The organism is Lentzea sp. NBRC 105346 (genome assembly GCF_030269605.1).
In the GTDB taxonomy this organism is placed as follows: domain Bacteria; phylum Actinomycetota; class Actinomycetes; order Mycobacteriales; family Pseudonocardiaceae; genus Lentzea.
On sequence record NZ_BSTQ01000006.1, the window covers coordinates 289,939 to 313,553 of the forward strand.

The window sequence follows — 23,615 nt, forward strand, 5'->3', positions numbered from 1 at the left end:
GCGTCCCCGCCGGATTCGCGCCGATCGTGGACTATGACCAAACAGACCGAGTACTCGACCGACACCCGCTGGGCCGCGGGGTTCGCGCTGTTCGCCGGCGTCCTGATGGTCTGCGTCGGGATCTATCAGGGGCTGGCCGGGCTGGTTGCGTTGTTCCGCAACGAGTTCTACGTGGTCACCGACAACTACCTCTACTCGCTCGACGTCACCAGCTGGGGCTGGATCCATCTGGTGCTCGGAATCCTCATAGCGCTCACGGGGTTCGGTGTGGTCCGGGGCGCCCTGTGGGCGCGCATCGCCGGGATCACGCTGGCAGGGCTGAGCATGATCGCCAACTTCGTGTTCCTCCCGTACTACCCGTTGTGGTCGATGCTGATCATCGCGTTCGACGTCGTGGTGGTCTGGGCGTTGTGCTCGTACAAGGCCGACTGATGGCTTGGCTCGCAACGTTGTCGTGGGATTTCGCGCAATGTGACGAGTCACGCCGCTAGCAGACCTGGCTCCCGGTCCAGTCCCGCAAAACCCGCACCAATGGCGGATGCCGGGGTAGTGGGGGGAGCGGGAAGGATCGGGAGCCCGCCGCCGCGACGTGCCGACAACGTTGTCAGAAGGAGCATGCATGTTGCGCACGGCCGTGGTGCTCGTGTTGGCCGCAAGCACTCTGACCGCGCCGGCTCACGCCGACGCGCGCGCGGACTGTCCCTGGGTGGGGTCGTCCGCGCCGATCGAGGAACGGGTTCGCGACGTACTGGGCGCGATGACGATCGACGAGAAGCTGTCCGTCGTGCACGGCGCGAACGGCGCGAGCCCGTTCGCCGGGGTGATCCCGGCGATCCCGCGCGTGTGCGTGCCGTCGTTCCTGTTGCACGACGGGCCGAACGGCGTGGGCGGGCTGCTCTCCGGCGTCACCCAGCTGCCCGCACCGGTGGGGGCCGCCGCGACGTGGAACACCGGGCTCGTCCGGCAGTACGGCGAGGTGGAGGGCGCCGAGCACAAGACGAAGGGCACATCCGTCGCGCTCGCGCCGATGGTCAACATCATCCGTGATCCCAGGGCGGGAAGAAACTTCGAGACATACAGTGAAGATCCTTATCTGACGAGCCGGATGGGCGTCGCGAACATCCAGGGCATGCAGAGCAAGGGCGTGCTGGCACAGGTCAAGCACCTCGCCGCGTACAACCAGGAGACCGACCGGTTCTCGCCGTCCGACAACTCGGTGGTGAGCGAACGGACGTTGCAGGAGATCTACCTGCCGCAGTTCGAGGCCGCGATCCGCGAGGGCGGGGCCTCGTCCGTGATGTGCTCGTACAACTGGGTCAACGGCGTGAACGCCTGCGAGAACCGCTACCTGCTCACCGAGGTGCTGCGCGACCAGTGGAAGTTCGACGGGTTCGTCACGTCGGACTGGGGCGGCACCAAGTCCACCGTGCCGGCGGCGAACAACGGGCTCGACATGGAGATGCCGACGGGCGACCACTTCGGCACCGCGCTGAAGACCGCGCTGCGCAACGGACAGGTCTCCGGTGCCCGGCTCGACGCCATGGCGGGCAACGTGTTGCGCCCGCTGTTCCGGTTCGGGCTCTTCGAGAACCCGATCGTGCGCAACCCCGGCGCGCCCGCCGCCCGGCCCGAGCACGCCACGATCGCCCGGAAGATCGCCGACGAGAGCGCGGTGCTGCTGAAGAACGACGGGAAACTGTTGCCGCTCAACGCACCCCGGTCGATCGCGGTCATCGGTGAGGGCGCCGAGGCGAACGTCAAGACGACCGGCGGTTTGGGCAACCCGGTGGCGACGCCGCCCGGTGTGGTCAGCCCGTTGCGTGCCATCCAGGACCGGGCCGGCTCCGACGTCCGGGTCACCTACAGTCCGGGCACCGCTTCCGCCCTGCCCGCCGTGCCCGCGAACCGGTTCAGTGGCCTCACCGGGAAGTTCTTCGCGGGCAAGGACCTCTCCGGTCCGGAACTGCTGACCCGGCCGGAACGGACCGTGGACTTCAACTGGGGCACCGGAAAGCCCGCCAACGAGGTGCCCGCGGACAACTGGTCGGCGTCGTTCGGCGGCAGGCTCACGCCACCGGAGTCGGGCACGTTCACGTTCTCGCTCACGAGCGACGACGGCTCGCGCCTGTACGTCAACGGGAAGCGCGTGATCGACAACTGGCGCGACCAGGGCGCGCACACCGAGGTGGCCTCGGTCGACCTGACCAAGGGCGAGCCGGTCGACATCCGGGTCGAGTTCTACGAGAACGGCGGCGACGCGAGCGTGCGCCTCGGGTGGGGCCTGCCGGGGTCCTCGCCGGTCCAGGAGGCCGTCCGGCTCGCGCGCGAGGCCGAGGTCGCGGTGGTGTTCGCGGACGTCATCAGCGCCGAGGGCTCGGACCTGAGCAACATGGACCTGCCGCGCGGCCAGAACGAGCTGATCTCGGCCGTGGCCGAGGCGAACCCGAACACCGTCGTCGTCCTGCAGTCCGGTAGCCCGGTCTCGATGCCGTGGATCGGTTCGGTCAAGTCGGTGCTGGAGGGCTGGTTCCCCGGTCAGTCGATCGGCCCGGTGTTCGCCGGACTGCTGTACGGCGACACCGTGCCGTCCGGGAAGCTGCCGGTGACGTTCCCCCGCTCACTCGCCGACGCGCCGACCGCTGCCAAGTCCCGGTTCCCCGGTGAGAACGGCGAGGTGCGCTACGACGAGGAGCTCGGTGTCGGATATCGCTGGTACGACCAGGAGAACATCGAGCCGTTGTTCCCGTTCGGGCACGGGCTGTCGTACACGACTTTCCAGGTCGACCGGCTGACCGTGTCACGGACCGGGCCGCCGGTGTCGGTGTCCGCGACGGTCACCAACACCGGTGATCGGGCCGGCTCCGAGGTCGTGCAGGTGTACGTCGGGTTCCCGTCGGCGGCCGGCGAACCGCCGAGGCAGCTCAAGGCGTTCACGAAGGTGCGCCTGGAACCGGGGCAGTCGAAGCGGGTGACGATGCGGCTCGACGCGCGGGCGTTCTCGATGTGGGACTCCGGATGGAAGGTCGTGCCCGGTGCGCACGAGATCTCGGTCGGCACCTCTTCGCGCAACCTTCCGCTGCGGTCCTCGGTGACGATCCGGGGGTAGAGCGGCCCCTTGACACGCGAATCCGCTTGACCAGGGCGTTCGCGCCGCGCGAAAGGCGCGGCGCGAACACCTCACCGCCTCACCCGTCCCGTGTGAGGTTGAGCGTGGTCCACAACTCACTGGCCACTCGACGCGCCTTCGGATGCGTGATCGAGACGGCGCCGGGATCCCCGACGAACCGGACGAGCTCCGCCGCCAGCTCGCCCGGCAGCAATGCCGACCGGTTGCTGATGTCGTGCAACAGAGCCGCGGCGGTCAGCGGATCGGTCCGGCACAGAGCCATGATCACGCCCTGAGCCTGCTGGACATCGGCCCGCGACTGCAGCACCGAGAGCACCCGCCGGGTCCGCTCAACGGGCCCGGAGAACGCGGAAGCGGCAACGATCGCGGCCGCGACGAGGCGCTCGTGCCGCATGACGACACCGACCACGTCATCATCGGGCGCCTCGGAAAAGTAGGCCGACACGACGATCTGACTGCCGTTGTCGTGCAGCCCGGGCAACGCGACGGCACCGCGGGTCGAGTGCAGCAACCCCGACGACTGCGGAAAGGACGCACAGGCACCGGCCAGACTGAGCCGCGGCCACCGCTGGTCGTGCCACACGTCCTTGCTGACAATCGGCCGATGTCCCTGCGCGGCGCACAACGTTGGGCCCGAAACGTTGCGCATCTGCAGGTCCTGCAGATCCACGGCCACACCGTGCGCGGCGAACACGACGGGTGCGTGGTGCGGCTGGCGTGGGCGTAACGCCGCGATGTCGACTCCTCGCAACCCCGGCAGGTCGCGCACGATGGCCTGCACGACCTTGCCGAGGAACTCCTCCAGCGAGAACACGGATCCTCCAAGGAATTCAGATGAGTCCTCGTTGCCTGGCGACGATCACCGCGTCCCGGCGCTGGTTCACGCCGAGCTTGCGGTAGATGCCGCGCAGGTGGGTTTTCACGGTGTTGACGGACACGAACATGGCGTCCGCGATCTCCTCGGCCGTGCGCATCGAGGGCAGTTCGACGAGTAGGTCGCGTTCGCGGCTGGTGAGTACGTCGACCGAGTCGGCGGCCACGGGTGGGAGCGCCGTCATCGTTGTCGTCGCGAACGGGTCCAACCGGCCGAACCGCCCGGCGCCCGACGCCAGCAGGTCGCGGATCGGCTTGCCCGCGTTGTGGAACGGGCGGATCGCGTCGATCGGTTCGGCCAGCGCCAGCGCCTTGCTGACCGCCTGGTGCGCCTGCTGGGGACTGCCCGCGCGGTCGACGAGAGTCGCCTCCAGCAGCCACGCGTCGACCGCCGTGGTGGCGACGACCGGGCGCAGCTCGCCGCTGAGCACCGGCGCGATCGCCTTGCGCGCCTGGCTCGTGCGGGCGTGGTGGGTGTGCAGGACCGCTTGCAGCAACGCGTGTTCGCCGCACGGGCCGAGCATCGACTCCAGCTGGTCCGCGATGCCGGCCGCCCACTGTTGTTCGCCCACGCGCAACGCCATCCGTTGCGCGGCGGGGGCCACGTAGGCGACCAACGGTGGCGCGACCTCTATGCCGTCCAGCTCACGCCACTTGCGCCACAGGTCGGCCGCGACCGCGTGCGGGTCCGCGGTGTGTTCGAACGACACCACCGTGTCCAAAATGGACGCCGACAGCTCGACTGTCGGGTCACTGCGCCTGGTCAGCGTGGACACCGCCCGCGCGGCCAGCTGCCGGGCCTCCGCGTCGGCCAGCCGCTGGTAGGCGTGCGTGCCGAGCAGTGCGTAGGCCAGGCCGCATACCGGTTCGGACTCCCATCCCTTCTCCTCCGCGAACGACACCGCCGACTGGGCTCGCGACACCGTGGACGCCACGTCGCCGGACGCGATCGCCAGCGCGGCGAGATGCACCTGGCACTGCAGCACGGCGTGGTCGTACCCCTCGGTGCGCGCGAGCTCGAACGCGCGCGTCAGGTCGGCTTCGGCCTGCCGGTGTTCACCACGCCACAACGCCGCGACACCGCGGTTGAGCAACGCGATCCCGTCCAGCTCGGGCTGGCCCGTGCTGCCCGCCGGCGTCCGGCTCATGATCTTCAACGGTTCGGCGTGGTTGCCGTCGAACCGCGCCCGGTGCACCAGGACCGTCGCGTGCAACGCGCGCAAGTGGTCCGACCGCAACGGATGCGCCGACCGGCCCACTTGATCGAGCACCCGGTCGGCCGCCGCGGGGTCACCGGCGTCCAGTGCCGCCAACGCCGCGACCAGCCCGACGACCGGACGGCCGAGCAGGTGCTGCGGCACCGTGGTGAGCAGCTCGTGCAACCGTTCCCCGCCCTGCAACAGGATCTCGCGCAGCCCGGACTGTTCGATCAGCTCGCCGATCAGCTCCCCGTCCGACGCGCTGATCGCGTGCTCCAGCGCGGCGATCGGCTCGTCGCGGCCGGCGTACCACCGTGCGGCGGCGAGGTGTAACCGCTCCCGGTCCGCCGGACGGGTGCGCCGCAGCTCCGCGCTCAGGAACCCGCGCAGCACCGGGTGGTATCGGTACCGCTCGCGGGAGTCCATCTTCGTCACCAGCGAGTTGGTGCGGTCCAACAGGTCCAGCACCGCGCCGGCGTCCTCGCAGCCGGCGACCGCGCCCGCCAGGTCCGCGGACAGCGAGTCGCACACGCTGGTGGCGACGAGGAAGTCCCGGACGTGCTCGGGGTGCTGGGACAGCACCTCCTCGACCAAATAGTCCGCCACCCGTTCGTCCTCGCCGTCGAACATCGGCAACGCCGCCGCTGAACCGCCGTCCTTCAGCGCCATCGCCGCCAGCCGCAGTCCGCCCGTCCAGCCCTCGGTGTCACGCAACAGTCCGGCGACCTCGTCCGGTGTCACGCGCACGAGGTGGTTGGCGAACAGTTCCTCGGCCTCCGGTTGGCGGAACGCCAGCTGCTCCGCGCCGACCTCCCGCAACCGTCCTTCGACGCGTAGCCGGGACAGATGCAGCGGTGGTGGATACCGAAACGCGAGCACGAGTCTCAGTTGGTCCGGCGTATGGCGCACGAGTAGGTCCAAACTGACCAGCACGTCGCCCTCACGTAGCTCGTGCGCGTTGTCCAGCACCAGGCACACGGGCGTGGTGACCTGCTCGAACGCGGCGATGATCGCGGACGCGAAACCTGGTTCCCGCAACGGAACCGCGTCCAGCACGCCACGGTCCGGCCAGGCCTCGCTGAGTACGAGTGCGTCCCGGACGGCGGACCACAGGTGTGGCGGCCGGTTGTCGTGCTCGTCGACCGTCACCCACGCGACACGCTTCCCCGACGCTCGCGCCCAGTCCGCCAGCAGCGTTGTCTTGCCTGCTCCGGCGGGTCCGGTGACCACCGTGACCGGTGGCGGTGAGCTCGTCACACATTCTTCCAATGTGGACAGAAGTCGTTCCCTGCGCACGAGCGGCACGGCCGAGGACGGGACGCGCGACTTCGGAGGCACCGCGGGGGACTCGTCATCCCTTGGCATACCTGCACTTCTCCTGTTCCGCCGATCCGGATTCATCTTCAGAGGTGATTCTGTGCTCGCCGGGCTCGAATACGTGTGCCAGGAATAATCCGGCGCGCACCACCGGTGCCAGCAGTCTCGGCAGGCCGAACGGGAGCAGTGCCGTTCCCACAAACGCAGTGCAGCTGTTGGGTCCGGTCTGCGTGAGAGCCAGCGCGAACAGCAGCACGACGAGTACGACACGACGTGATCTTTTGCGATCGGGTTGTCGGCTCATGACAAGCGACCCCTCCTCAAGGCCGCCCGATCGATCGTCAACACACGTGTGGCGCGCCACTTCGTCCGTGACAGGTGAGTTTGCTGATCGGCATTCACCCCGGTGGTGTGACGACCGCCGGACGGACCGGCCGCCAGGCTCTGCGCCATGACCTCTCACCTGGCTGACCTCGCCGAGATCCTGGACACCGGGGAACCCGTCGCGTCCGTCTACATGGGAGCGTCGGCGGTGCCGTGGAGCGTGCGCTGGATCCGGGTCGCGGACCAGCTGCGCAGCGACGGCGCCGACCCGCCCACGATCCGGGCGCTGCACGACGCGATCGCGGGCCGCGCCGAGGTAGCGGCGTTCGCCGGCCGTTCCCTGGAACCACGCGTGCTGCCCGTGTCCGGCTTCACGCAGCCCGACCTAGGCCGCTACACCTGGCCGGCACATGTCCTTCCGGTGCTTGCGTGGTTGCAGGAACGCCCGGCGTGCGTCATCGCCGTCGTCGGGCAAACCGGCGCCGAGCTCTACGCGGTGCCCGCGGGCGAGCACACCGGTTGTGCGGCGTCCTCGGTGCTGCGGACGTGCGAGGCGGTGCTGGACCGGACGGGCTCGCGCCTGCTGGTCGTGTGCGGCGACCGGCTCACCGCGCACGCGCTCGCCCGGCGGCTGTCCCCGGTGATCGAGGTGCACCACCTCACCTCGGGCCCACGCTCCCGCGCCCGCCGCGTGGCCGACATCATGCGGGCGGCCGCCCGCCGGTGGACCGACGACGCGGTGGCCGACTTCAGCGGCCGGTGCCGTGACCGCGGGCTGGGGGTCGAGGGCCCGCGGTCGACGTTGGACGCACTCGCCACCGGCCGCGTGCAGGAACTGCTGGTCGTCCACCCCGACCCGACGTGGTGCGCGGACGAGGCCGTGCGCACGGCGTTGCTCGGCGGCACCCGGATCCGAGTGCTCCGTCCGGACACGCCGGGCGCGCCGCTGGGCGGCATCGGTGGCCTGTGCCGCTCGACGCTGGGTGTGGTGCGCGCATGACGACCGAGGAGCTCCTGCCGTTACGCACCGGCTTCGACACCGCTTGGCCGGGGTACCGCCGCGACCAGGTGCGGTTCTACGTCCGCAACGTCGAGAACGAGCTGCGCACCCTCATCGCCGACCGCGACGCGGCGCTGACGCGCGCAGACGCACTGGCCGCCCAGCTGGAGGCCGCACGCCGCGAGAACTCCTCGCTTCGCGGCCCGCTGGACCTGGACCGTGCGACCGCACACGCCCGCCAGATGATCGAACAGGCTCAGGCCGAGGCCGAGGAGATCACCGAACGCGCGCTCGCGCTGGCCGAACGCGGCTGGACCGCCACCCGCGAGGCGCAGGAACGGCTGCGCCGCCGGTACGACTGGCTGGTCAACGGGATCGAGGCGCTGCGCCGTGAGGCCCAGTCCGAGCACACGACGCTGATGCGCAACGCTCACCAGCAGGTCGCCTCGATGACTGAGGACGCGGTGCGGCGGCGGCACGAGCTCGATCACGAGGCCGCTGAGCTGCGCCGCCAGATCATGTCCGACTTCGACACGGCCATGGTCGCGCGGCGGGCCGAGCAGAAGTCGGCGCTGGACCGGTTGGTGGGGGAGGCGGCGGAACGCGTGCGGGTGTTGTGCGCGCATCGGGACCGGGTGGCGGCGGGGTTGCTGGCGGTGCGGGATTTCCTGGACGGGGCGGAGGTCTGACACCACGAGCCCGCGGGCCTGGGTTCCGGCGTTTCGGCGGAGCTGACGGGTTCGCGGCGGAAGTTTGACTCCGCGAGCCCGCGGGGGCGCCCCCCGATTCCAGCCTATCGACTGGGTCTGACAGTTCTGGCGCGGAATCCGGGGCTGCAGCCGAATCTGTGGACAGGTCTAGTTCCGGCCGTCGAGCAGGATGCGGGCGACCTCCGTGTCGGTCGCCCGCCCCTCGTCATACCCACCCTTACCAGCCAGGTTGTTCATGATGGCCAACGTGTACCGCCGCCCCGGCCCGGCGAACCCGACGGAGTTCATCACCCACCCGCCGTCCTCCTCGGACCACCCGTTCTTGGCCCCGGCGCCGGACCGCCACACACCCCACTGCTGCTCAGGCCCGACCCCTTGCATCTGCGACAGGATGTAGTCACGCTCAGGAGCCTTGTCCAGCACGTAGGTCATGAGCCGGTCGAGATCGTTGGGAGTGCACTTCTCGAACCCCCAGTAGGGGAACGTCGACGAGTACCCGCGCTGCGCCACCAACGACGTCATGCCATACGCGGGAAAAGCGGCGTTGAACGTCGGCCCGGAGTAGCGCTTCCACAAAGTATCGGCGGCCTTGTCGTCCGAGCTGTGCAGCATGGCCTGGATCAGCCCGCGGTCCTCGGCGGTCAGCGTGATCTTGCCCGCGGCGTTGCGCTCGAACAGGTTGACGACCATCGCCAGCTTGATCGTCGACGCGGTCCACACCATGTCGTCGGCGTGCGCGTTGCGCCACACCGCACCCGTCTTCCGGTCGCGCAGCACGATGCCGACGGTGCCGGGCCGAGTGAGGACGTACTTCTCCACAGCCGCGATCCGGGTCTGCATGTCGCAGTCGAACCCGGTGTCCGGGCAGTTCGGCGTCAGCGACGGCACGGACACCGACGAGATCGGGGCAACCGGACCGGATGGGGCGGACGCGGCGTGACCGCAGCCCGCGGTCAGGACGCAAGCGGCAACGATCAAGGCACGACGCACGGCCGCGAGCTTAGCCCGCGAGATCCGCCGAGATCTCGAGCAGCCAGAGCGCGACCTCGGCGGTGTCGTCGAACTTCTGCACGTCCTCGGCGTCGGGGGACCAGCAGCCATCGGCGGCCTGAGCTGCGACGAGGTTGTCGGCGATGGCAGTGGCGAGCCGGGCGTAGCGCTGTTCACCGGTGGTGCGCGCGAGCACGGCGGCACCCCACGCGACCTTGTGCGCGAGCCGCGAGGTGACCAGGCGGTCGCCGCAGCGGAAGGCGTAGTCGGCGAACGCGACGGCCGCCTGCAGCGCCTGCATGTCGCCGGTGACCTGGTAGAGCTTCGCCAGGAACGCCATCGGGTAGCCGAGCATGAAGTACGCCTGGTCCGGTTCGTCCGGATGCACCACGTGCAGGAAGCTCGTGTCCTCCACCAGCCCGCGGACGCGGAACTCGGGCCCGTTCTGGCGTGTCAGCAGCTCGCTCAGCCAACGCCCCGCGTCGCGGGCGGTGGTCACGTCACCGAGCTGCAGCGCGACGCAGCCCAGGTGTGCGGTCGACAGGGCGTCCGGGATGCCCAGGCGGTTCGCGCAGCAGCCGCCCGCGGGCGCCTCGTAGGTCAGCAGGTGCCGGTAGGCACGCCGGGCCAGGACGAACGCGCCACGCCGGTGTGCGGCCAGCGCGATCCAGCCGTTCGGGTAGCACCAGAACTCCTGGAACGCCTCGTGCGAGCTCTTCACGCCCGGCGCGGTGACGAAGTCGCCGTCCTCGGTGCCGAAGCGCGCCTCGATGAAGTCCAGCCGTCGCTGCGCCTCCCGCGGGTAGCCCGCGAGGCAGAACAAGGCGGGCACCTTGTAGTGCGCCACGACGTCCTCGGGTGGCGTGTGTTCCAGCAGCCACTCGACGGCACGCCGCGCGGACTTCTCGTAGAGCATCACGGCACGAAGGATCCCTTACCGCATCCAAGGCATCAATCCGCAGGTCGTCGGTAGGGTCGAGGCTCGTGGACTATCCGATGCCGCGCTCCCACGGTTTCGACCCGCCCGCCGGCCTGCGCTCTCACGAAGGCCTGGTCCGGCTGCGGCACGGCCAGGACGCCCACCTGGTCACCAGGTACGCCGACGTGCGCGCGGTGCTGCGCGACCACGCGCGGTTCAGCTCGGACCCGAGCCGGCCCGGCTACCCGCAGTTGCGTCCGGTTGTGGACAAGAAGGCCGCACCGGGCAGCTTCCTCGTGACGGACCCGCCGCTGCACACCCGCTATCGCCGGCTGCTGACCGGCGAGTTCACCGTGCGCCGGATGGAGGCGTTGCGGCCCGAGATCGAACGCATCACGCACGCGCGGCTCGACGCGATGCTCGCCGGTCCGCAACCGGCCGACCTGGTCGCCGGGTTCGCGATGCCGGTGCCGTCGGACGTGATCTGCCTGCTGCTCGGCGTTCCACCGGAGGACCAGGAGTTCTTTTCCTCACGCAGCCGCGCGCACCACGACCGCACGCGGTCCGCCGCCGAGGTCCAGGCGGCGCTGGACGAACTGCACGACTACATCCGCGCGCTCCTGCCCGGCCAAGGTCTGCTGAAACGCCTTTCCGAGGCGTTGACCGAGGACGAGGTTGTCGGGATGGTCGTGCTGCTGCTCGTCGGTGGCCACGAGACCACGGCCAACTCGATCGCGATGTCCGTGCTGGCGCTCGCGGACCAGTGGGCGACGCTGCGGCCGTCCGATGTGGACGGTGCGGTGGAGGAGTTGCTGCGCTACCTCAGCCCCGTGCACCAGGGCGTGGTGCGCGCGGTGACCAGCGACGGCGACGGGATGCGCGCCGGCGACGGTGTGATCGCGTCGTTGTTCGCGGCCAACCGGGATCCCTCGGTGTACCCGGATCCCGACGTGCTCGACATCCGCCGCAAGGCGCGCGGTCACCTCGCGTTCGGCGACGGTGTGCACCAGTGCCTCGGCCAGACGCTCGCGCGCGTCGAGATGCGGGTGGCGTTGCGGGCGTTGCTGGAACGCGCTCCCGGGCTGCGGGTCGCGGTGCCGTTCGAGGAGGTCCGGTTCAGGTTCGACGCGCCCATCTGCGGGCTCTACGAGCTGCCCGTCACGTGGTGATCTCGGCCCACACCGTCTTGCCGTCGGGGCGGTCGATGACGCCCCAGCGGGTCGAGAGGCCCTGAACGAGCACGAGACCGCGTCCTCGGGTGCCGTACACGCCCAGCTTCGGCCGTTCCACGCTGCTGTCGTGCACCTCGATCCGGACCGTGCGCCCGGTGCGATGCAGCTCGACGCCACGCGGTCCTGCCGCGTGCTCGTAGGCGTTGCTGACGAGCTCGGTGGAGATCGTCATGACGTCGAGCTTGAGATCGTCGGAGAGGTCGTGAAGCCAGGTGGCGACCCAGCGGCGGACTCTGATCAACGAAGGGGCCGAGTCCGGAAGTTCATGCGTCAGTGGCACACCGGTCGTCGTGTCCTCCACATGAACCAACCCCTCTTGTCCTGTCTTCTCAAGACGACAGGCGAATACCCGAGGTTCGACGCGCGCCAAACGTCATGTGGCGCACGCCAACCTGGCGGCGATCCGGTCCGCGAGCTCCTCCGCCTCCTCGCCGAGCGCCCGCAGGTGGTCGTTCGCCCGTTGCGACCGGAGCCGCGCCGACACGTCCAGCGCGCGTTCCGCCAGCTCAGCGGCCGCGCGGGAGTCGCCGTCGGCCAGCCGGTTCCGGGCGAGTGCCGTGAGAACAATCGTCTGTCCACGCACCCGTTTCTGTTGCCGCAGAGCCGTGAGATCGATCTCCGGCGGACACCCGCGTGCCTGTTTCTCCAGCGCGGTGAGCTTGGCGATCGCGGCCGCGGAACCCGAGTTCCGCGCGTGCAGCTGCCCGAGCTGGAAGAGCTGCAACGCCGTGTCGCGCTCGTCGTGGTGCAGGTACATCCGGCCCGCGTGGGACATGATGTCCGCCATCAACGCGGTGTTCTCGCCCGCCAGCGACATGGCGGTCGCGAAGTACGTGTGCGCGGCGGCCGGCTGACCGGCGTCGAACGCCGTCCAACCGGCCAGGTCGTACGCGTCGGCGATCGCGGCGTTCAGCCGGTCGTTCCGGGTTCCGCGGAAGGGGTCGAGCGCGCGCACGTGGTCGAGGACTGCGGCGTGGCACGCGATGCCGCCGTACTGGCGGTCGAGCGTGCGCAACGCCCGCGTGGCGGCTTCGATCCGGCTCACCTCGGCGGGGCTGACGTGGGCGCGGTTTCGCAGGGGCTTCGTGATCCCGACCGTCACGGCCGCGGCGTGCTGGAGAAACCGCTCGCGGGGGAACGTCGTGAAGCCCTCCTGTTCGGCGACGGCGAACCACTCGTCGGCCTCGGCCTCACCGAGCTCGGACAGCAGGGTCGCGAGCCGGACCGCCGCGTCACCGATGTTCTGGTCGGCCGCGACCCGGAAGTACGTGGCGGCGTCGATCGGCCTGCCGAGCCGTTCGGCCTGCTCCGCGGCCCGGTAGGCGCGTTCGAGCGCACCCATCAGTTCGACGTCGTCGTCGAGCTTGCGCAGGGTCTCCGCGTTCGTCCGGAGGGGGACGAACGTCGTGTCGGGCTCGCGGATGGCGACGGCGGCGTCGTGCAGGAGGTCGTCGAGGTTCATCGCAACCTCGCCTTCAGGTCGGCGCGGCCCAGGCTGAGATGGGTGCGGACGGTGTTCTCGGTGACGCACAGGACCTCCGCGACCTCGGCGATCGAGTAGCCCAGCAGGTGGTGCAGGACGATCACCTCGGCCCGCCTGGGTGAGAGGCCTCGGATCGCGGCGAGCAGCTCGTCGAGGTCGTCGCGCTGCGCGATCGGGTCGTGCGGCACGTCGTGCACGGCTTTGAGCGTGGTCTCGCGGTGGCCGGCCTGCCAGCGGCGCATCCGGCGCAGCGCCACCTTGATCACCCAGGCCTCGGGTTTGTCGTACCCGCCGACCTCGGCCCAGCGGTGGCCCGCGATGAGCAGCGACTCCTGCACGACGTCCTCGACGATCCGGGTGTCGTCGGTCAGCGCGGTCAACGTCCTGGTCAGCAGCGGTCGGGTGCGGCGGAAGAAGTCGGCGAAGCCGTCGTCGTCCTCGAGTGCCTCGGGCACGGCGTCGCCTCTCTCCGGGATGGGGGTTGTGCACAACCGTTAATCGGCCGCACACGGCGTTCACCCGTAACAGGCACCAAACCACCGCCGTGCCTAACCCACCCCTCACCTTCACCCAATCGGATGTGCCATGAGGGGAGCTTTGCAAGCGCTGACCGCTATGAAGGGTCCCCTCATGCCACATGCGGGCACTCAGCCCATCGTCTTCTGGCCGTCGAGGGTCTCGCGGATGATGTCGGCGTGCCCCGCGTGCTGGGCCGTCTCCGCCACGATGTGCACGAAAACGCGGCGCGCGGACCGCTTGGAGCCCTTGGGGAACCACGGCGCGGGCGGCAGCTCGTGGCTCAGGTCGAGGTCGACCGTGCGCACCAGTTCGTCGGTGGCCGCGGCGATCTGCTCGTACTCGGCGATCACACCCGCGAGCGTCTCGCCCTCCAGCAGGCGGAACTGCCGCTCGTGCTCGGCGTACATCTCCTCGTTGAACTCCATCGCCTTCGGGCCCTCGACGATGAACTCGTACCAGCTCTTCTCGGTCGCGGCGACGTGCTTGATCAGGCCGCCGATGCACAACGCGCTCGCCGTCGGGGTCGCCTTGGCCTGCTCGTCGGTCAGGTCCTTGGCGGTGAACAGCAGGAACCTGCGGTGCGCCTGCAGGGTCTCGAGCAGGTCCGCACGCTCGCCCGTGAGCTGTTCGGTGCTGGTCATCGCGGGTTCTCCTTCTCGCTTCGGTTCGACAGGAACTACAGTAAGACGCCCTCCGGTCAGTTTCTGTCCTAAATTTGAGAAACCCTGAAGAACATGGCGAACACGAGCTCCAGGACGCTGCGCCTGCTGTCGTTGCTGCAGACGCACCGCTACTGGCCGGGTGAGGAACTGGCCACCCGGCTGGGCGTCTCCGTGCGCACGCTGCGCCGGGACGTCGACCGCCTGCGCGAGCTGGGCTATCCCGTCGAGGCCAACCGCGGCGTCGACGGCGGCTACCAGCTCGCAGCGGGTGCGGCGCTGCCGCCGTTGGTCGTGGACGACGACGAGGCGGTCGCGATCGCGGTCGGAATGCAGGCCGCGACCCAGGGCGCGATCCCTGGGATCGAGGAGTCCGCGATCCGCGCGCTGACCAAGGTCGTGCAGGTCATGCCGCCGCGGCTGCGCCGACAGGTGGACGCGCTGCGGGCGGTCACGGTGCCGTCGGGGTTCGGCCAGTACGCCGGGCCGCCGCCGCTGGAACCCGAGGTGCTGATCGTGGTCGCGCAGGCGTGCCGCGATTCCGAACGCATCGAGTTCGGCTACACCGGGCACGGCGCGGCCGCGACTGAGCGGCACGTCGAACCCCATCGGCTGGTGCCCCTCGGCCGCCGCTGGTACCTGGTCGCCTATGACCTGACCAGGCACGACTGGCGCACCTTCCGGATGGACCGGCTGACGTCACCGCGCCGCACCGGCGCCCGGTTCGCGCCGCGCAAGCTGCCCGGCGAGGACGCGGCGGCGTTCGTCCGCGCCGGCCTCAAGGAGCGTCAGGCGGGTTACGCGGTCGAGGTGGTCGTGCACGCGACGGCCGAGGTCGTGCGGGCGCGGCTCGAGCGGTGGGCGACGATCGAGGAGATCGACGCGGGGTCGTGTCTGGTGCGGATGAACACCGACTCGCTGGACTGGCCCGCGATGGCTCTGGGCTCGATCGGAGCCGAGTTCGAGGTGCGTTCCCCGCCCGAGTTGATCACGATGCTGGCCGAGTGGAGCGCCCGCTTCGGCCGTGCCGTCTAGCGAACGTGACGTTTGTGGACATCCATGTCCCCGAACGTCACGTTCGCCAGCCATCTGAACCGACCGGGGTGCGTGGGGCGTTTCCCCTAAAGCAAGCCGCCGTTAGAAGGGTCTGGGGATTTGTCCACGCATGAAGGCGAACGTCCGCGCTGGCGCGGGATCGCGGCCAAGGTGACCACGGTCCTGGCGTGCCTGCTGGTGCTGTTCGCCCTCGTCGTGCCGTACGACCTCGAACGCTTCTCGCTGGAGGAACTGGCGAAGCTGCCGATCGAGGGCATCCTCGGCGTCGGCCTGCTGCTCCTGCTGCCCGGCCGGGCCCGCAAGATCGGCGCGATCCTCGGAGGCGCGGTCCTGGGCGGCCTGCTCCTGCTGAAGATCATGGACGCGGGCTTCGACCTCGTGCTCTACCGGCCGTTCGACCTGGTGCTGGACTGGCCGCTGTTCAAGCCGGCGGTCGACTTCCTGGACGTGACCGTCGGAAAGGGAGCCGCCGTCGGTGCGGTGATCGCGGCGATAGTCCTGGCGTTGGGCGTGATCGCGCTGGTCACGGTGTCCGTCGTGCGGATCACCAAGGTCGCCTCCCGGCGGCACGTGCTGGCCACGCGCACGGTCCGGGTGCTGGGCATCGTGTGGCTGGTCTGCGCGATCCTCGGCGTTCCCGTCGCGTCGCAGAGCGCCGCCGCCCTCGCGTACAGCCACGCGACGCAGGTCCGTGACGGCATCAAGGACCAGGAGGAGTTCGCGAAGGAGGCCGCGATCGACGCCTACCGCGACACTCCGGGCAACGAGCTGCTGCAGTCGTTGCGCGGCAAGGACGTCGTGGTCACGTTCGTGGAGAGCTACGGCCGCAACGCCATCGACGACCCCGGTGTCTCCGCCACCCTGACCCAGGGCACCGCGCGCCTGAAGGCGAAGGGATACGAGTCCAGGAGCGGTCTGCTGACCTCACCGACCGCGGGCGGTGGCAGCTGGATGGCGCAGGCCACGCTGCTGTCCGGCCTGTGGATCGACAACCAGCAGCGCTACCGCAACCTGACGACCAGCGACCGGCTGACGCTGAACGGCGCCTTCAAGCGCGCGAACTGGCAGACGGCCGGTGTCTACCCCGGCATCACGCAGGCGTGGCCGGAGGGGAACTTCTTCGGCTACAACGAGATCTACACCGCCAACGACCTCGGCTACCGCGGCCCGCGGTTCAGCTACGCGACGATGCCCGACCAGTACACGCTGTCGGCGTTGCAGAAGCAGGTGCGCGACAAGCAGCAGGGCCCGATCATGGCCGCGGTCCCGATGGTGTCGAGCCACGCGCCGTGGTCGCCGATCCCGCAGCACGTCGACTGGAAGGACGTCGGCGACGGCACGATCTTCAACCCGATGGCGGGCAACGGCGCGCCGCCGGAGTCCATCTTCGGCCGCGACCCGCAGCAGGTGCGCGCGGACTACGCCAAGTCCATCCAGTACTCCGTCGACAACCTGGTGTCCTATGTGGAGGAATACGGCGACGACGACCTCGTGCTGGTCTTCCTCGGCGACCACCAGCCGGCGTCGATCGTGACCGGCGAGGGCGCGAGCCACGACGTGCCGATCACGATCGTGGCCCGCGACCCCAAGGTGATGGAGCGCGTGTCGTCCTGGGGCTGGAACGACGGCATCAAGCCGGGCCCGCAGGCGCCGGTGTGGAAGATGAGCGACTTCCGCGACCGCTTCATCAGCGCGTTCTCGGACAAGCGCCGCGACTAGCAGACGCTGTCACTCGGCTTCGGGTTCTCCAGCCCGAACAACGGCCGCAGCCGCAGCCCGATCCACGTCCCACCCAGCGCGAACACACCCCACAGCCAGCCGTGCAGGCTGCCGACGGAGATGCCGCCGAGGTAGGCGCCGATGTTGCAGCCGTTGGCCAGCCGCGCCCCAACACCCATCAGAACACCACCCAGCACGGCCGCAAGGGCCGTGCGCCAAGGAATCTGGCTGTGGATCTTCCACGCGCCGGCGGCGGCCGCGGCGATCGCGGCGCCGATCATGATGCCGATGTTGGTCAGGCTGGTCTTGTCCACCCAGATCGACGCCGCCAGAGCCTTCGCGTTGGCCGGGTTCTGCCAGAACTCCCACGCCTCCGGGTGCAGACCGAAGAGCTGCAACAGCTTCGCGCCCCACAGGGCGAACGCGAAGGTGACGCCCCAGATGCCGCCGGACACCAGGAACACCGCCGCGGCCAGCACACCGAGCACGACCGCGCCCGCCAGCGCGGGCCACGAACCGCGGAACACACGCGCGATGCCGTGCGCGGTCGGGACGACGTCCGCGGGCGGCGGGTTGCGGCGCGCTTGAACAACCCGAGTCACGAAAACAATCCCCACCAGAACAGCGATCGTGATCAGCCACGACCCGAACCAGCCGACGTGGTCGGCCAGCAGCACGCCGGGCAGCGACGGCCAACCGTTGAACAGCGGGAACGCCCACGTGTAGAGGATCGACCCGGCGATGAACCCGCCCAGCGTCAGCACGATCGTCGACTGGCCGGAGCCGACCGCGAACAGGGTCCCGGACGCGCAAGCGCCGCCGAGCTGCATGCCGATCGCGAACAGCACCGCGCCGACGAACAACGCGAGCCCGATCGGTCCGCCGGTCGCCTTGGGCACGGAACCGAAAAGCCCTGATCCGGTCGAGATGATCAGTGCGATCAGAGTTGCCGCGGTACCAAGGAGAACCGTGTGGGCCCGCAGGCCCTGGCCGTTGCCGACCGCGATCAGTTGCCGCCACGCGGACGTGAAACCGAAGCGGGAGTGGAACAACGCGAGGCCCAGTCCGAACCCGATGGCGAGCAGCACACCGGACTTCGCGCCGAACGAGGCCCACACGTAGATCGTCAAAACCGCAGCCAGCAGGGAAGCGACAAGCAGGGGAACGGCGCGCACCGGTCCCTCCGGCTTCGCTGCCGGTGCGGCGCACGAGGTGGGGAAGCTGAGGAGGGACATCGGTGCGCTCCGCTCTCTCGACTAGATGGGCAGGATGCGGCCGGGGGCCTTGGTGATCGACTCGATGAGCCCGTTCACCGGAATGCCGCCGGGCGCGAACGTGTACGGGTTCTCGAGGCCGCCGGTGTCCGGCTCGTCGACGATCACGGGGTCGGCGAACGCGGGCCCGGCGAAGCCGGTGAGCACCAACCCGGTCAGGAACGTCGCGACAAGGGTCTTCTTCACAGGGATTCCTTTCAGAGAACTGCGCTGACAGGGACGACAGTCGCCTGCGGGATCCATTGCCCCGCAAGCTCTTCGGACATCGAATGGGTGGTTTCGTTCGGCATCACGCTCACCTGCGCCACGGCGAAGATCTGCACGGCACCGGAGGGCTTCCGATCACCGAGCCACGCGTGGAACCCGGCAGGGGTGGGGTTCTCGCCGCCGAACCGGTTGCCGACCGCGATCGCGTACCCGACGGCCAGCTGCTCCCGCGGGTCGAACCGCAGCGGCACCGACGCGCTGGTGATCGCCGTGGCGATCGGCGCGTGCAGCAGCCACGGCGCCAGGTACAGGCCGTGCGCGTAGACCGGGGCCTCCGACTGCCGGGCGGCCGCCCTGGTCAGCGCTTCGTACGCCGAGGTCCAGCCGGACACCGCGACCAGCGCGTTGTCCGGTCGTTCCTCGGTGTCCACACGCAGACCGGACGAACGGATCACCTTCTCCGCGGCCGTGGATCGCGGCGAACCATCGGTCGCGAGGGTGATTCCCGGTACACCCCTGGCCTTGAGGAACCCGACGAGCTTGACCAGGGCATCGGAATCCTCAGTGGACAGTCGCTGGGACGGGCACTCGGTCAGCACCGAGCGCCGGTTGTCCAGCAGGGCACCCAGTGCGGCACCAGCGCACTCGGGATCGACCGACGGGCCCGACCGATCGCCGGGATCCACCTCGACGCGGGCGGAGTCGTTGATCACGAGCGTGCTCCGCCCCGGCGGCAGGTCGACCTCGGCCCACGTGCCCTCGGCACCCGCGATCGGCACCGCGGGCACGTCGTTCACCCTCAGGTCCTTGCCCGCCGAAGCCGGAAAGTGCACGAGGTTGCGGCCCGGCCGGTGCGGGCTGACCAGTACCGGCACCGAGCGATCGTCCAGCCGCACGTCGGTGAGCACCGGGACACCCGCGACGGGCAGGTCGGGCGGCGTGGCGATCGCGGGCAACGCACCCCACGCCACCAGCGCCACCGCGACACCGGCCGCCGCGATCCGGTTGCGCACCACCAGGGTCGCCAGTGGCACCAGCACGATCGCCAGCAACACCAACCCGAGCAGCGTCTCGTAGATCCGCCGGTCGAACGCGATCCCGGACGTCACCAGCCGGGCCGCGCCGGCGACCGCGAGCACGATCCCCAGCGACAGCACCAGCTTGCGGTCGTCCGGCCGGAACACGGCGAGCCCGAGCCACGCGACGGACGCGGCCACGAACACCGTGTTGAGCACGAACCAGATGCCGGAGTCCCCCACGGAGGTCTCCACCACGAGCAACAGGACGAGCGCCGCCGCTACCCACCTGGTGGCGGGTTTTCCCTGCAGCAACGGCACGGCGACGACCAGCGCGACGTGGATCACCGCTCCGATCAGTCCCACGTCCTGTGTCACCACCGACGCGCCCACCAGCAGCGCGGCGAGTGCCGAGGCGAAGATCGGCACCTTCCGGGCGGGCGCGGGCACCAGGCCGGCCCCGGCGACGAACGCCGTGGTCAGCAGCAGTGCCAGTCGCAGTACCAGTGCGAGCGTCGACGTGCCCGCGGCGTCGAGACCTCCGTGGGGGTGGTTCATCTACTTCACATCCGCATCGGCGACGACGAACAGCTCGGAGTGCGGCTTGGCATTGCCCCACGACCCGTGCGGCCAGTCCTTGCGGTTGAAGTTGATCCCGGTTTGGCCGGTGAACTCGTCCCTAAAGGCAGAGTCCAAAGTGGCCTTTCCGTCCGGTCCGACCTTCAGGATGTTGACCTTGTGGTCACCGTCCAGGCCGGTCCGCGCGACGAAGTAGTTCGACACCGCGAGCCGCCTGGGCGACAACGTCTCGTGGTAGAACCCGTCGGCACCGAGGTCGAAGTTGTCGTACGCACCCCAGTGCGGACCCGACGCGGCCTTGCCGGGGTTGATCGGCACCGCACCCGCGACGGTCGGGCAGTCCGCCTCGGCGCCACCGTTCTGCGCCTCGGCCAGCGTGTCGATGCGGCACTGGAACCCGGTGCCCGCAGCGACCAGCTTCTGAATGTCCAAGATGTACACACCGCCGGTCGCGCCGGGGTCGTCCGGCCCGAGCGCACCCTTGCCACGCCCGGAGATCGCCCGGTACAGGAACCGGTCGTCGGGCGAGGTCTGGATCCAGCCACCATTCGAACCGCCGCCGTTCGAATCGTTGCCCGCGTAGATCGCCTTCGACGCCGCGCCGTCGTCGAACACCTCGTACCAGTGCGGTTCGGCCGCCGTGATGTCCGGCGTGTAGTGCACCGCGCCACCCTGCATGGTCTGGGCGAACGCGCCCTTGTGACCGGGCAGGTTCGTCACGGTCGTCTCCATGACCGCGCGGCTCTCCTGGTGCAGCGGGTCGGCGGGATCGGACCGCGGCCCGTTCTGCAGGTACGACACCGCGCGCAGCTTCGGGTTGTTCCGGTCGCTGATGTCCCACGTCCGGACGGTCGGCCGGCGGAGGTAGGGAGAGGGCGCCTTGACCGGATCGAGAATGATGTTGCGCGGCTCGGCGTAGTCGCTGGTGAGCAACGTGTTCAGGTCTTCACGGGCCTGAATGCCGTGCGGGTTGGCACAACTCGGCGCGCCGAGCCGCGGCAGGTTGAGGCACAGCTTCTCGTTGTCGCCCTGCGGGGTCGCCGCACTGGTCTGCGACAACACCTTGCCGTTCTGGTCGAACCGCAGCAGCGCACCGGGACTACCGGCGAACCCGTTGCCCACCACGGTCTGCCCGTTGGCGTAGGTGTACGGACCGGGCACGACCGGCCCGCCCATGTACGTGCCGTACGCGGTGCCGTCCTTCAACGTCCAGTACGCGTCCGGCACGCTGCCGCCGAGCGTGTTCGTGGGCAGACTGATGCCCTTGAGCTTCAACTCCGGCAACGCACTCACGTCGAACGCGTACGTCGCCGCCGCGAACAACGCGCCCGCGTAGACCGTGTCTCCCTTGTGCCACACGTACTGCATGTGGTGCGGCTCGTTCTCGACCAGCGGCCCGACGGTCGCGGTGTTGACCACCTTGCCGTAGCTCGGTGAACCTTCGGTCGCGTCGATGACGGCCAGGAAGTCCGGACCGGGCAACGGATCGAGGCCCAGTGGTTTGCCCAGCAGGGAACCGGGCAGCCCCTTGACGTCCTTGACGATCGTGTCGGCGATGTTCTCGTCACCGGCCCACACGAGCAGCCACTTCTTACGGCCTTGGGCCTGAGCCTGCGGCGTCAGGTGGTTCTTCACCCAGTACTGCTTGCCGTCGCTCGCCGTCGTGCTGCTGACCACCTCCCGCACATCGGCGTAGGCGCTGCCGCCACTCGTGTACGTCAACGCGCCAAAAGTGAGCGCCGCTATCAATGCTATTCGCCAGGGCGGCGAGTTCGACCACATGAACAACACACTCCTGTTTTCGGGCAGGGCGAATAACCCGGTAAACGGGTTGGAGGGAAATGTGAGAACGCCTCAGGCGTGACAGAGTGCGCTGGCCTGCAGCCGCAGGTCCACGTGTAGACGCCCTACCAGGGCGACAGTTCTGCACATGCTGGGAAGGGTCTCGGGGTCACGCAGTGCAGTCAATTGGTGACCAAAGTATGGGACGAAGTGCCGCGTCTTATTTCAAATTTCAGCCGAACGTGCTGGCGAACGCCAATGCACCTAATACGGGGACGGCGATGGCGGTCAGCACAAGGGAGCGACGGCTCGGGCGTGGTGCGCCGCGCATGAGCCGGACACCTTCGGGCAGGAACGCCACGCACAGCCCGATCGTGCCCACGATCGACAGCAGCTCGGTGCCCTTCAGGACGCCCAGCGGCAGCAGGCCCATGCTCGCCAGGCCGATCGAGCGGACTACGCCCAGCGCCTTCGCGCGGTACGCCTCGAAGGCGAGGACGAACCAGCCGAACATGATCGTGAACGACAGGAAGCTGAACAGGTGGATGTCCTGATAGGACTGTGCGACCAGATCGGTTGCGAAGGACGCGCCGTGCCTGTAGGCGAGGTTCAGTGCGAACTGGTCGATGCCGGCGTGGAAGGTGCGTTCGAAGAGGCCGAACATCACCAGCGCGCCACCCCAGTACGACCTGATCCGTGAGCTCAACGCCAGCACCGCCGGCCACATGAGCACGTTGCCCGCCAGGAAGCACGTGTAGGCGGCGGTGGTCAGGCCGGGGTGCGTGGTCATCGCGGCGAGCTGGTCGGGGAAGAAGAAGTTGAACTGCGACCGCAGGAGTGTTCCCGTCAGCAGCAGGAGCGAGCCTAGGATCATGGCGACCGCGGTGAGTCGTTGCGTCATGGCCCCAGGCTGCCCCTCCCGAAGCGCGAAGAGATCAGACCCTGGTCCGAACTCGCGACACCACGAACAGGACGACGGCCACCCCGACCCCAGCCAGCACGACGGTCTGGAACACACCCGCGTACCGCTCGACCAGATGCCAGTTGTCACCGAGCACGTAGCCCGCGCCGACGAACACGGTGTTCCAGATCAGGCTGCCGAACGTCGTCAACGCCAGGAACACCATGAAGTTCATCCGCTCCACCCCCGCGGGCAGCGAGATGAAGCTGCGGAACAACGGGATCATCCGCCCGAAGAACACGGCTTTCGTGCCGTGCCGCGCGAACCACGAGGCGGAGCGGTCGAAGTCGGACGCCTTCACAAGCGGGATCCGCGCGACGAGCGCGCGCGTGCGGTCGTGCCCCAAGAGCAACCCGGCGAGGTACACGATGATCGCGCCGACCACGGACCCCAGCGTGGTCCAGAACAACGCTTCGGGCAGGGTGAAAACCCCGCGGCTCGCGGAGAAGCCGGCCAGCGGCAGGACGAGCTCGCTGGGGATCGGCGGGAACAGGTTGTCCAGCCCCACCACGAGCGCGGCACCGACGCCCCCAAGGGAGTCCATCGCGGACACGGCCCAGTCGGCCAGAAGTTCAGACATGCCCCGACGCTATGAACCCTCGCCACCACAAACCATGAGGACGACCACCCGGTCGTGGTGGGGTAAACCGCAGTAGCGCCGCCAGCTAC

General features: G+C 69.2%; 22 protein-coding genes. 7 read left to right on the forward strand and 15 right to left on the reverse strand.

Annotation, left to right across the window (positions count from 1 at the left end; all coding sequences use genetic code 11):
- The first annotated feature begins 33 nt into the window (after nucleotides 1–33).
- Nucleotides 34–432 (forward strand): DUF7144 family membrane protein, encoded by a 399-nt coding sequence (locus QSK35_RS15740; protein ID WP_285746669.1) that lies wholly within the window; start codon nucleotides 34–36, stop codon nucleotides 430–432.
- Between the two features lie 187 nt (nucleotides 433–619).
- Nucleotides 620–3,106 (forward strand): glycoside hydrolase family 3 C-terminal domain-containing protein, encoded by a 2,487-nt coding sequence (locus QSK35_RS15745; RefSeq protein ID WP_285746670.1) that lies wholly within the window; start codon nucleotides 620–622, stop codon nucleotides 3,104–3,106.
- Nucleotides 3,107–3,185: 79 nt separating this feature from the next.
- Here QSK35_RS15745 and QSK35_RS15750 read toward each other — a convergent pair whose 3' ends face one another.
- The 3 genes from QSK35_RS15750 to QSK35_RS15760 are packed head-to-tail and all read right to left on the reverse strand — an operon-like array spanning nucleotide 3,186 to nucleotide 6,772.
- Complete coding sequence (locus QSK35_RS15750; protein WP_285746672.1) at nucleotides 3,186–3,941, reverse strand: ANTAR domain-containing protein; 756 nt, start codon at nucleotides 3,939–3,941, stop codon at nucleotides 3,186–3,188.
- A gap of 16 nt (nucleotides 3,942–3,957) precedes the next feature.
- Nucleotides 3,958–6,564, reverse strand: coding sequence for a winged helix-turn-helix domain-containing protein (locus QSK35_RS15755; protein WP_285746674.1), 2,607 nt, complete (start codon nucleotides 6,562–6,564; stop codon nucleotides 3,958–3,960).
- Nucleotides 6,551–6,772, reverse strand: a complete 222-nt coding sequence (locus QSK35_RS15760) for a hypothetical protein (protein ID WP_285746676.1) — start codon at nucleotides 6,770–6,772, stop codon at nucleotides 6,551–6,553. The genes QSK35_RS15755 and QSK35_RS15760 overlap by 14 nt, the downstream gene beginning before the upstream one ends.
- A 195-nt stretch (nucleotides 6,773–6,967) precedes the next feature.
- On the opposite strand from QSK35_RS15760, the gene QSK35_RS15765 reads away from it, so the two are divergent.
- Nucleotides 6,968–7,840 carry a hypothetical protein gene (locus tag QSK35_RS15765; protein ID WP_285746678.1) on the forward strand — a complete coding sequence of 291 codons (873 nt, stop codon included), beginning with the start codon at nucleotides 6,968–6,970 and terminating at the stop codon, nucleotides 7,838–7,840.
- Entirely contained in the window at nucleotides 7,837–8,529 is a 693-nt protein-coding gene (locus QSK35_RS15770) for a DivIVA domain-containing protein (protein ID WP_285746680.1), read from the forward strand. The genes QSK35_RS15765 and QSK35_RS15770 overlap by 4 nt, the downstream gene beginning before the upstream one ends.
- Before the next feature lie 168 nt (nucleotides 8,530–8,697).
- Here QSK35_RS15770 and QSK35_RS15775 read toward each other — a convergent pair whose 3' ends face one another.
- Together QSK35_RS15775 and QSK35_RS15780 are read right to left on the reverse strand one after the other, a co-directional pair.
- Nucleotides 8,698–9,540 carry a serine hydrolase gene (locus QSK35_RS15775; RefSeq protein ID WP_285746682.1) on the reverse strand — a complete coding sequence of 281 codons (843 nt, stop codon included), beginning with the start codon at nucleotides 9,538–9,540 and terminating at the stop codon, nucleotides 8,698–8,700.
- A 10-nt stretch (nucleotides 9,541–9,550) separates the two neighbouring features.
- Nucleotides 9,551–10,456 (reverse strand): beta-L-arabinofuranosidase domain-containing protein, encoded by a 906-nt coding sequence (locus tag QSK35_RS15780; RefSeq protein ID WP_285746964.1) that lies wholly within the window; start codon nucleotides 10,454–10,456, stop codon nucleotides 9,551–9,553.
- Nucleotides 10,457–10,524: 68 nt separating this feature from the next.
- Between QSK35_RS15780 and QSK35_RS15785 the strand changes: the two genes are divergently transcribed.
- A complete protein-coding gene (locus tag QSK35_RS15785) occupies nucleotides 10,525–11,628 on the forward strand; it encodes a cytochrome P450 (protein WP_285746684.1) in 1,104 nt (367 codons plus the stop codon).
- On the opposite strand, the gene QSK35_RS15790 is transcribed toward QSK35_RS15785, so the two are convergent.
- The 4 genes from QSK35_RS15790 to QSK35_RS15805 form a co-directional block, all read right to left on the reverse strand.
- On the reverse strand, nucleotides 11,618–11,992 hold the full coding sequence (locus QSK35_RS15790) for an ATP-binding protein (RefSeq protein ID WP_285746686.1): 375 nt from the start codon (nucleotides 11,990–11,992) through the stop codon (nucleotides 11,618–11,620). The genes QSK35_RS15785 and QSK35_RS15790 overlap by 11 nt on opposite strands.
- A 72-nt stretch (nucleotides 11,993–12,064) precedes the next feature.
- Nucleotides 12,065–13,153, reverse strand: a complete 1,089-nt coding sequence (locus tag QSK35_RS15795; protein WP_285746687.1) for an NsdA family TPR-like regulatory protein — start codon at nucleotides 13,151–13,153, stop codon at nucleotides 12,065–12,067.
- On the reverse strand, nucleotides 13,150–13,629 hold the full coding sequence (locus QSK35_RS15800; RefSeq protein ID WP_285746688.1) for an RNA polymerase sigma factor: 480 nt from the start codon (nucleotides 13,627–13,629) through the stop codon (nucleotides 13,150–13,152). The genes QSK35_RS15795 and QSK35_RS15800 overlap by 4 nt, the downstream gene beginning before the upstream one ends.
- Before the next feature lie 192 nt (nucleotides 13,630–13,821).
- Nucleotides 13,822–14,334 carry a DinB family protein gene (locus QSK35_RS15805; RefSeq protein WP_285746690.1) on the reverse strand — a complete coding sequence of 171 codons (513 nt, stop codon included), beginning with the start codon at nucleotides 14,332–14,334 and terminating at the stop codon, nucleotides 13,822–13,824.
- Nucleotides 14,335–14,427: 93 nt separating this feature from the next.
- On the opposite strand from QSK35_RS15805, the gene QSK35_RS15810 reads away from it, so the two are divergent.
- Together QSK35_RS15810 and QSK35_RS15815 are read left to right on the forward strand one after the other, a co-directional pair.
- Nucleotides 14,428–15,387 (forward strand): helix-turn-helix transcriptional regulator, encoded by a 960-nt coding sequence (locus tag QSK35_RS15810; protein ID WP_285746692.1) that lies wholly within the window; start codon nucleotides 14,428–14,430, stop codon nucleotides 15,385–15,387.
- Nucleotides 15,388–15,507: 120 nt separating this feature from the next.
- Nucleotides 15,508–17,127: a sulfatase-like hydrolase/transferase gene (locus tag QSK35_RS15815; RefSeq protein ID WP_285746694.1), complete on the forward strand. Its 1,620-nt coding sequence runs from the start codon at nucleotides 15,508–15,510 to the stop codon at nucleotides 17,125–17,127.
- Here the strand turns inward: QSK35_RS15815 and QSK35_RS15820 are convergent.
- From QSK35_RS15820 to QSK35_RS15845, 6 genes are all read right to left on the reverse strand, one after another.
- Nucleotides 17,124–18,362, reverse strand: a complete 1,239-nt coding sequence (locus tag QSK35_RS15820) for a YeeE/YedE family protein (RefSeq protein ID WP_285746696.1) — start codon at nucleotides 18,360–18,362, stop codon at nucleotides 17,124–17,126. The two genes, QSK35_RS15815 and QSK35_RS15820, sit on opposite strands and share 4 nt — an antisense overlap.
- Before the next feature lie 21 nt (nucleotides 18,363–18,383).
- Nucleotides 18,384–18,587: a hypothetical protein gene (locus QSK35_RS15825; protein WP_285746698.1), complete on the reverse strand. Its 204-nt coding sequence runs from the start codon at nucleotides 18,585–18,587 to the stop codon at nucleotides 18,384–18,386.
- 11 nt (nucleotides 18,588–18,598) lie between these two features.
- Nucleotides 18,599–20,182, reverse strand: a complete 1,584-nt coding sequence (locus tag QSK35_RS15830) for a hypothetical protein (protein WP_285746700.1) — start codon at nucleotides 20,180–20,182, stop codon at nucleotides 18,599–18,601.
- Nucleotides 20,183–21,985: a hypothetical protein gene (locus QSK35_RS15835; protein WP_285746702.1), complete on the reverse strand. Its 1,803-nt coding sequence runs from the start codon at nucleotides 21,983–21,985 to the stop codon at nucleotides 20,183–20,185.
- Nucleotides 21,986–22,217: 232 nt separating this feature from the next.
- Complete coding sequence (locus tag QSK35_RS15840; RefSeq protein ID WP_285746704.1) at nucleotides 22,218–22,886, reverse strand: hypothetical protein; 669 nt, start codon at nucleotides 22,884–22,886, stop codon at nucleotides 22,218–22,220.
- Between the two features lie 34 nt (nucleotides 22,887–22,920).
- Nucleotides 22,921–23,526: a DedA family protein gene (locus QSK35_RS15845; RefSeq protein WP_285746706.1), complete on the reverse strand. Its 606-nt coding sequence runs from the start codon at nucleotides 23,524–23,526 to the stop codon at nucleotides 22,921–22,923.
- Nucleotides 23,527–23,615 lie beyond the last annotated feature (89 nt).

Bases quoted from the DNA above. Each gene is read 5' to 3' on its own strand.
- QSK35_RS15740 (WP_285746669.1), top strand. From the start codon at position 34: ATGACCAAACAGACCGAGTACTCGACCGACACCCGCTGGGCCGCGGGG.
- QSK35_RS15745 (WP_285746670.1), top strand. From the start codon at position 620: ATGTTGCGCACGGCCGTGGTGCTCGTGTTGGCCGCAAGCACTCTGACC.
- QSK35_RS15755 (WP_285746674.1), bottom strand. From the start codon at position 6,564: ATGCCAAGGGATGACGAGTCCCCCGCGGTGCCTCCGAAGTCGCGCGTC.
- QSK35_RS15765 (WP_285746678.1), top strand. From the start codon at position 6,968: ATGACCTCTCACCTGGCTGACCTCGCCGAGATCCTGGACACCGGGGAA.
- QSK35_RS15770 (WP_285746680.1), top strand. From the start codon at position 7,837: ATGACGACCGAGGAGCTCCTGCCGTTACGCACCGGCTTCGACACCGCT.
- QSK35_RS15780 (WP_285746964.1), bottom strand. From the start codon at position 10,456: ATGCTCTACGAGAAGTCCGCGCGGCGTGCCGTCGAGTGGCTGCTGGAA.
- QSK35_RS15795 (WP_285746687.1), bottom strand. From the start codon at position 13,153: ATGAACCTCGACGACCTCCTGCACGACGCCGCCGTCGCCATCCGCGAG.
- QSK35_RS15805 (WP_285746690.1), bottom strand. From the start codon at position 14,334: ATGACCAGCACCGAACAGCTCACGGGCGAGCGTGCGGACCTGCTCGAG.
- QSK35_RS15810 (WP_285746692.1), top strand. From the start codon at position 14,428: ATGGCGAACACGAGCTCCAGGACGCTGCGCCTGCTGTCGTTGCTGCAG.
- QSK35_RS15820 (WP_285746696.1), bottom strand. From the start codon at position 18,362: ATGTCCCTCCTCAGCTTCCCCACCTCGTGCGCCGCACCGGCAGCGAAG.
- QSK35_RS15830 (WP_285746700.1), bottom strand. From the start codon at position 20,182: ATGAACCACCCCCACGGAGGTCTCGACGCCGCGGGCACGTCGACGCTC.
- QSK35_RS15835 (WP_285746702.1), bottom strand. From the start codon at position 21,985: ATGTGGTCGAACTCGCCGCCCTGGCGAATAGCATTGATAGCGGCGCTC.
- QSK35_RS15840 (WP_285746704.1), bottom strand. From the start codon at position 22,886: ATGACGCAACGACTCACCGCGGTCGCCATGATCCTAGGCTCGCTCCTG.
- QSK35_RS15845 (WP_285746706.1), bottom strand. From the start codon at position 23,526: ATGTCTGAACTTCTGGCCGACTGGGCCGTGTCCGCGATGGACTCCCTT.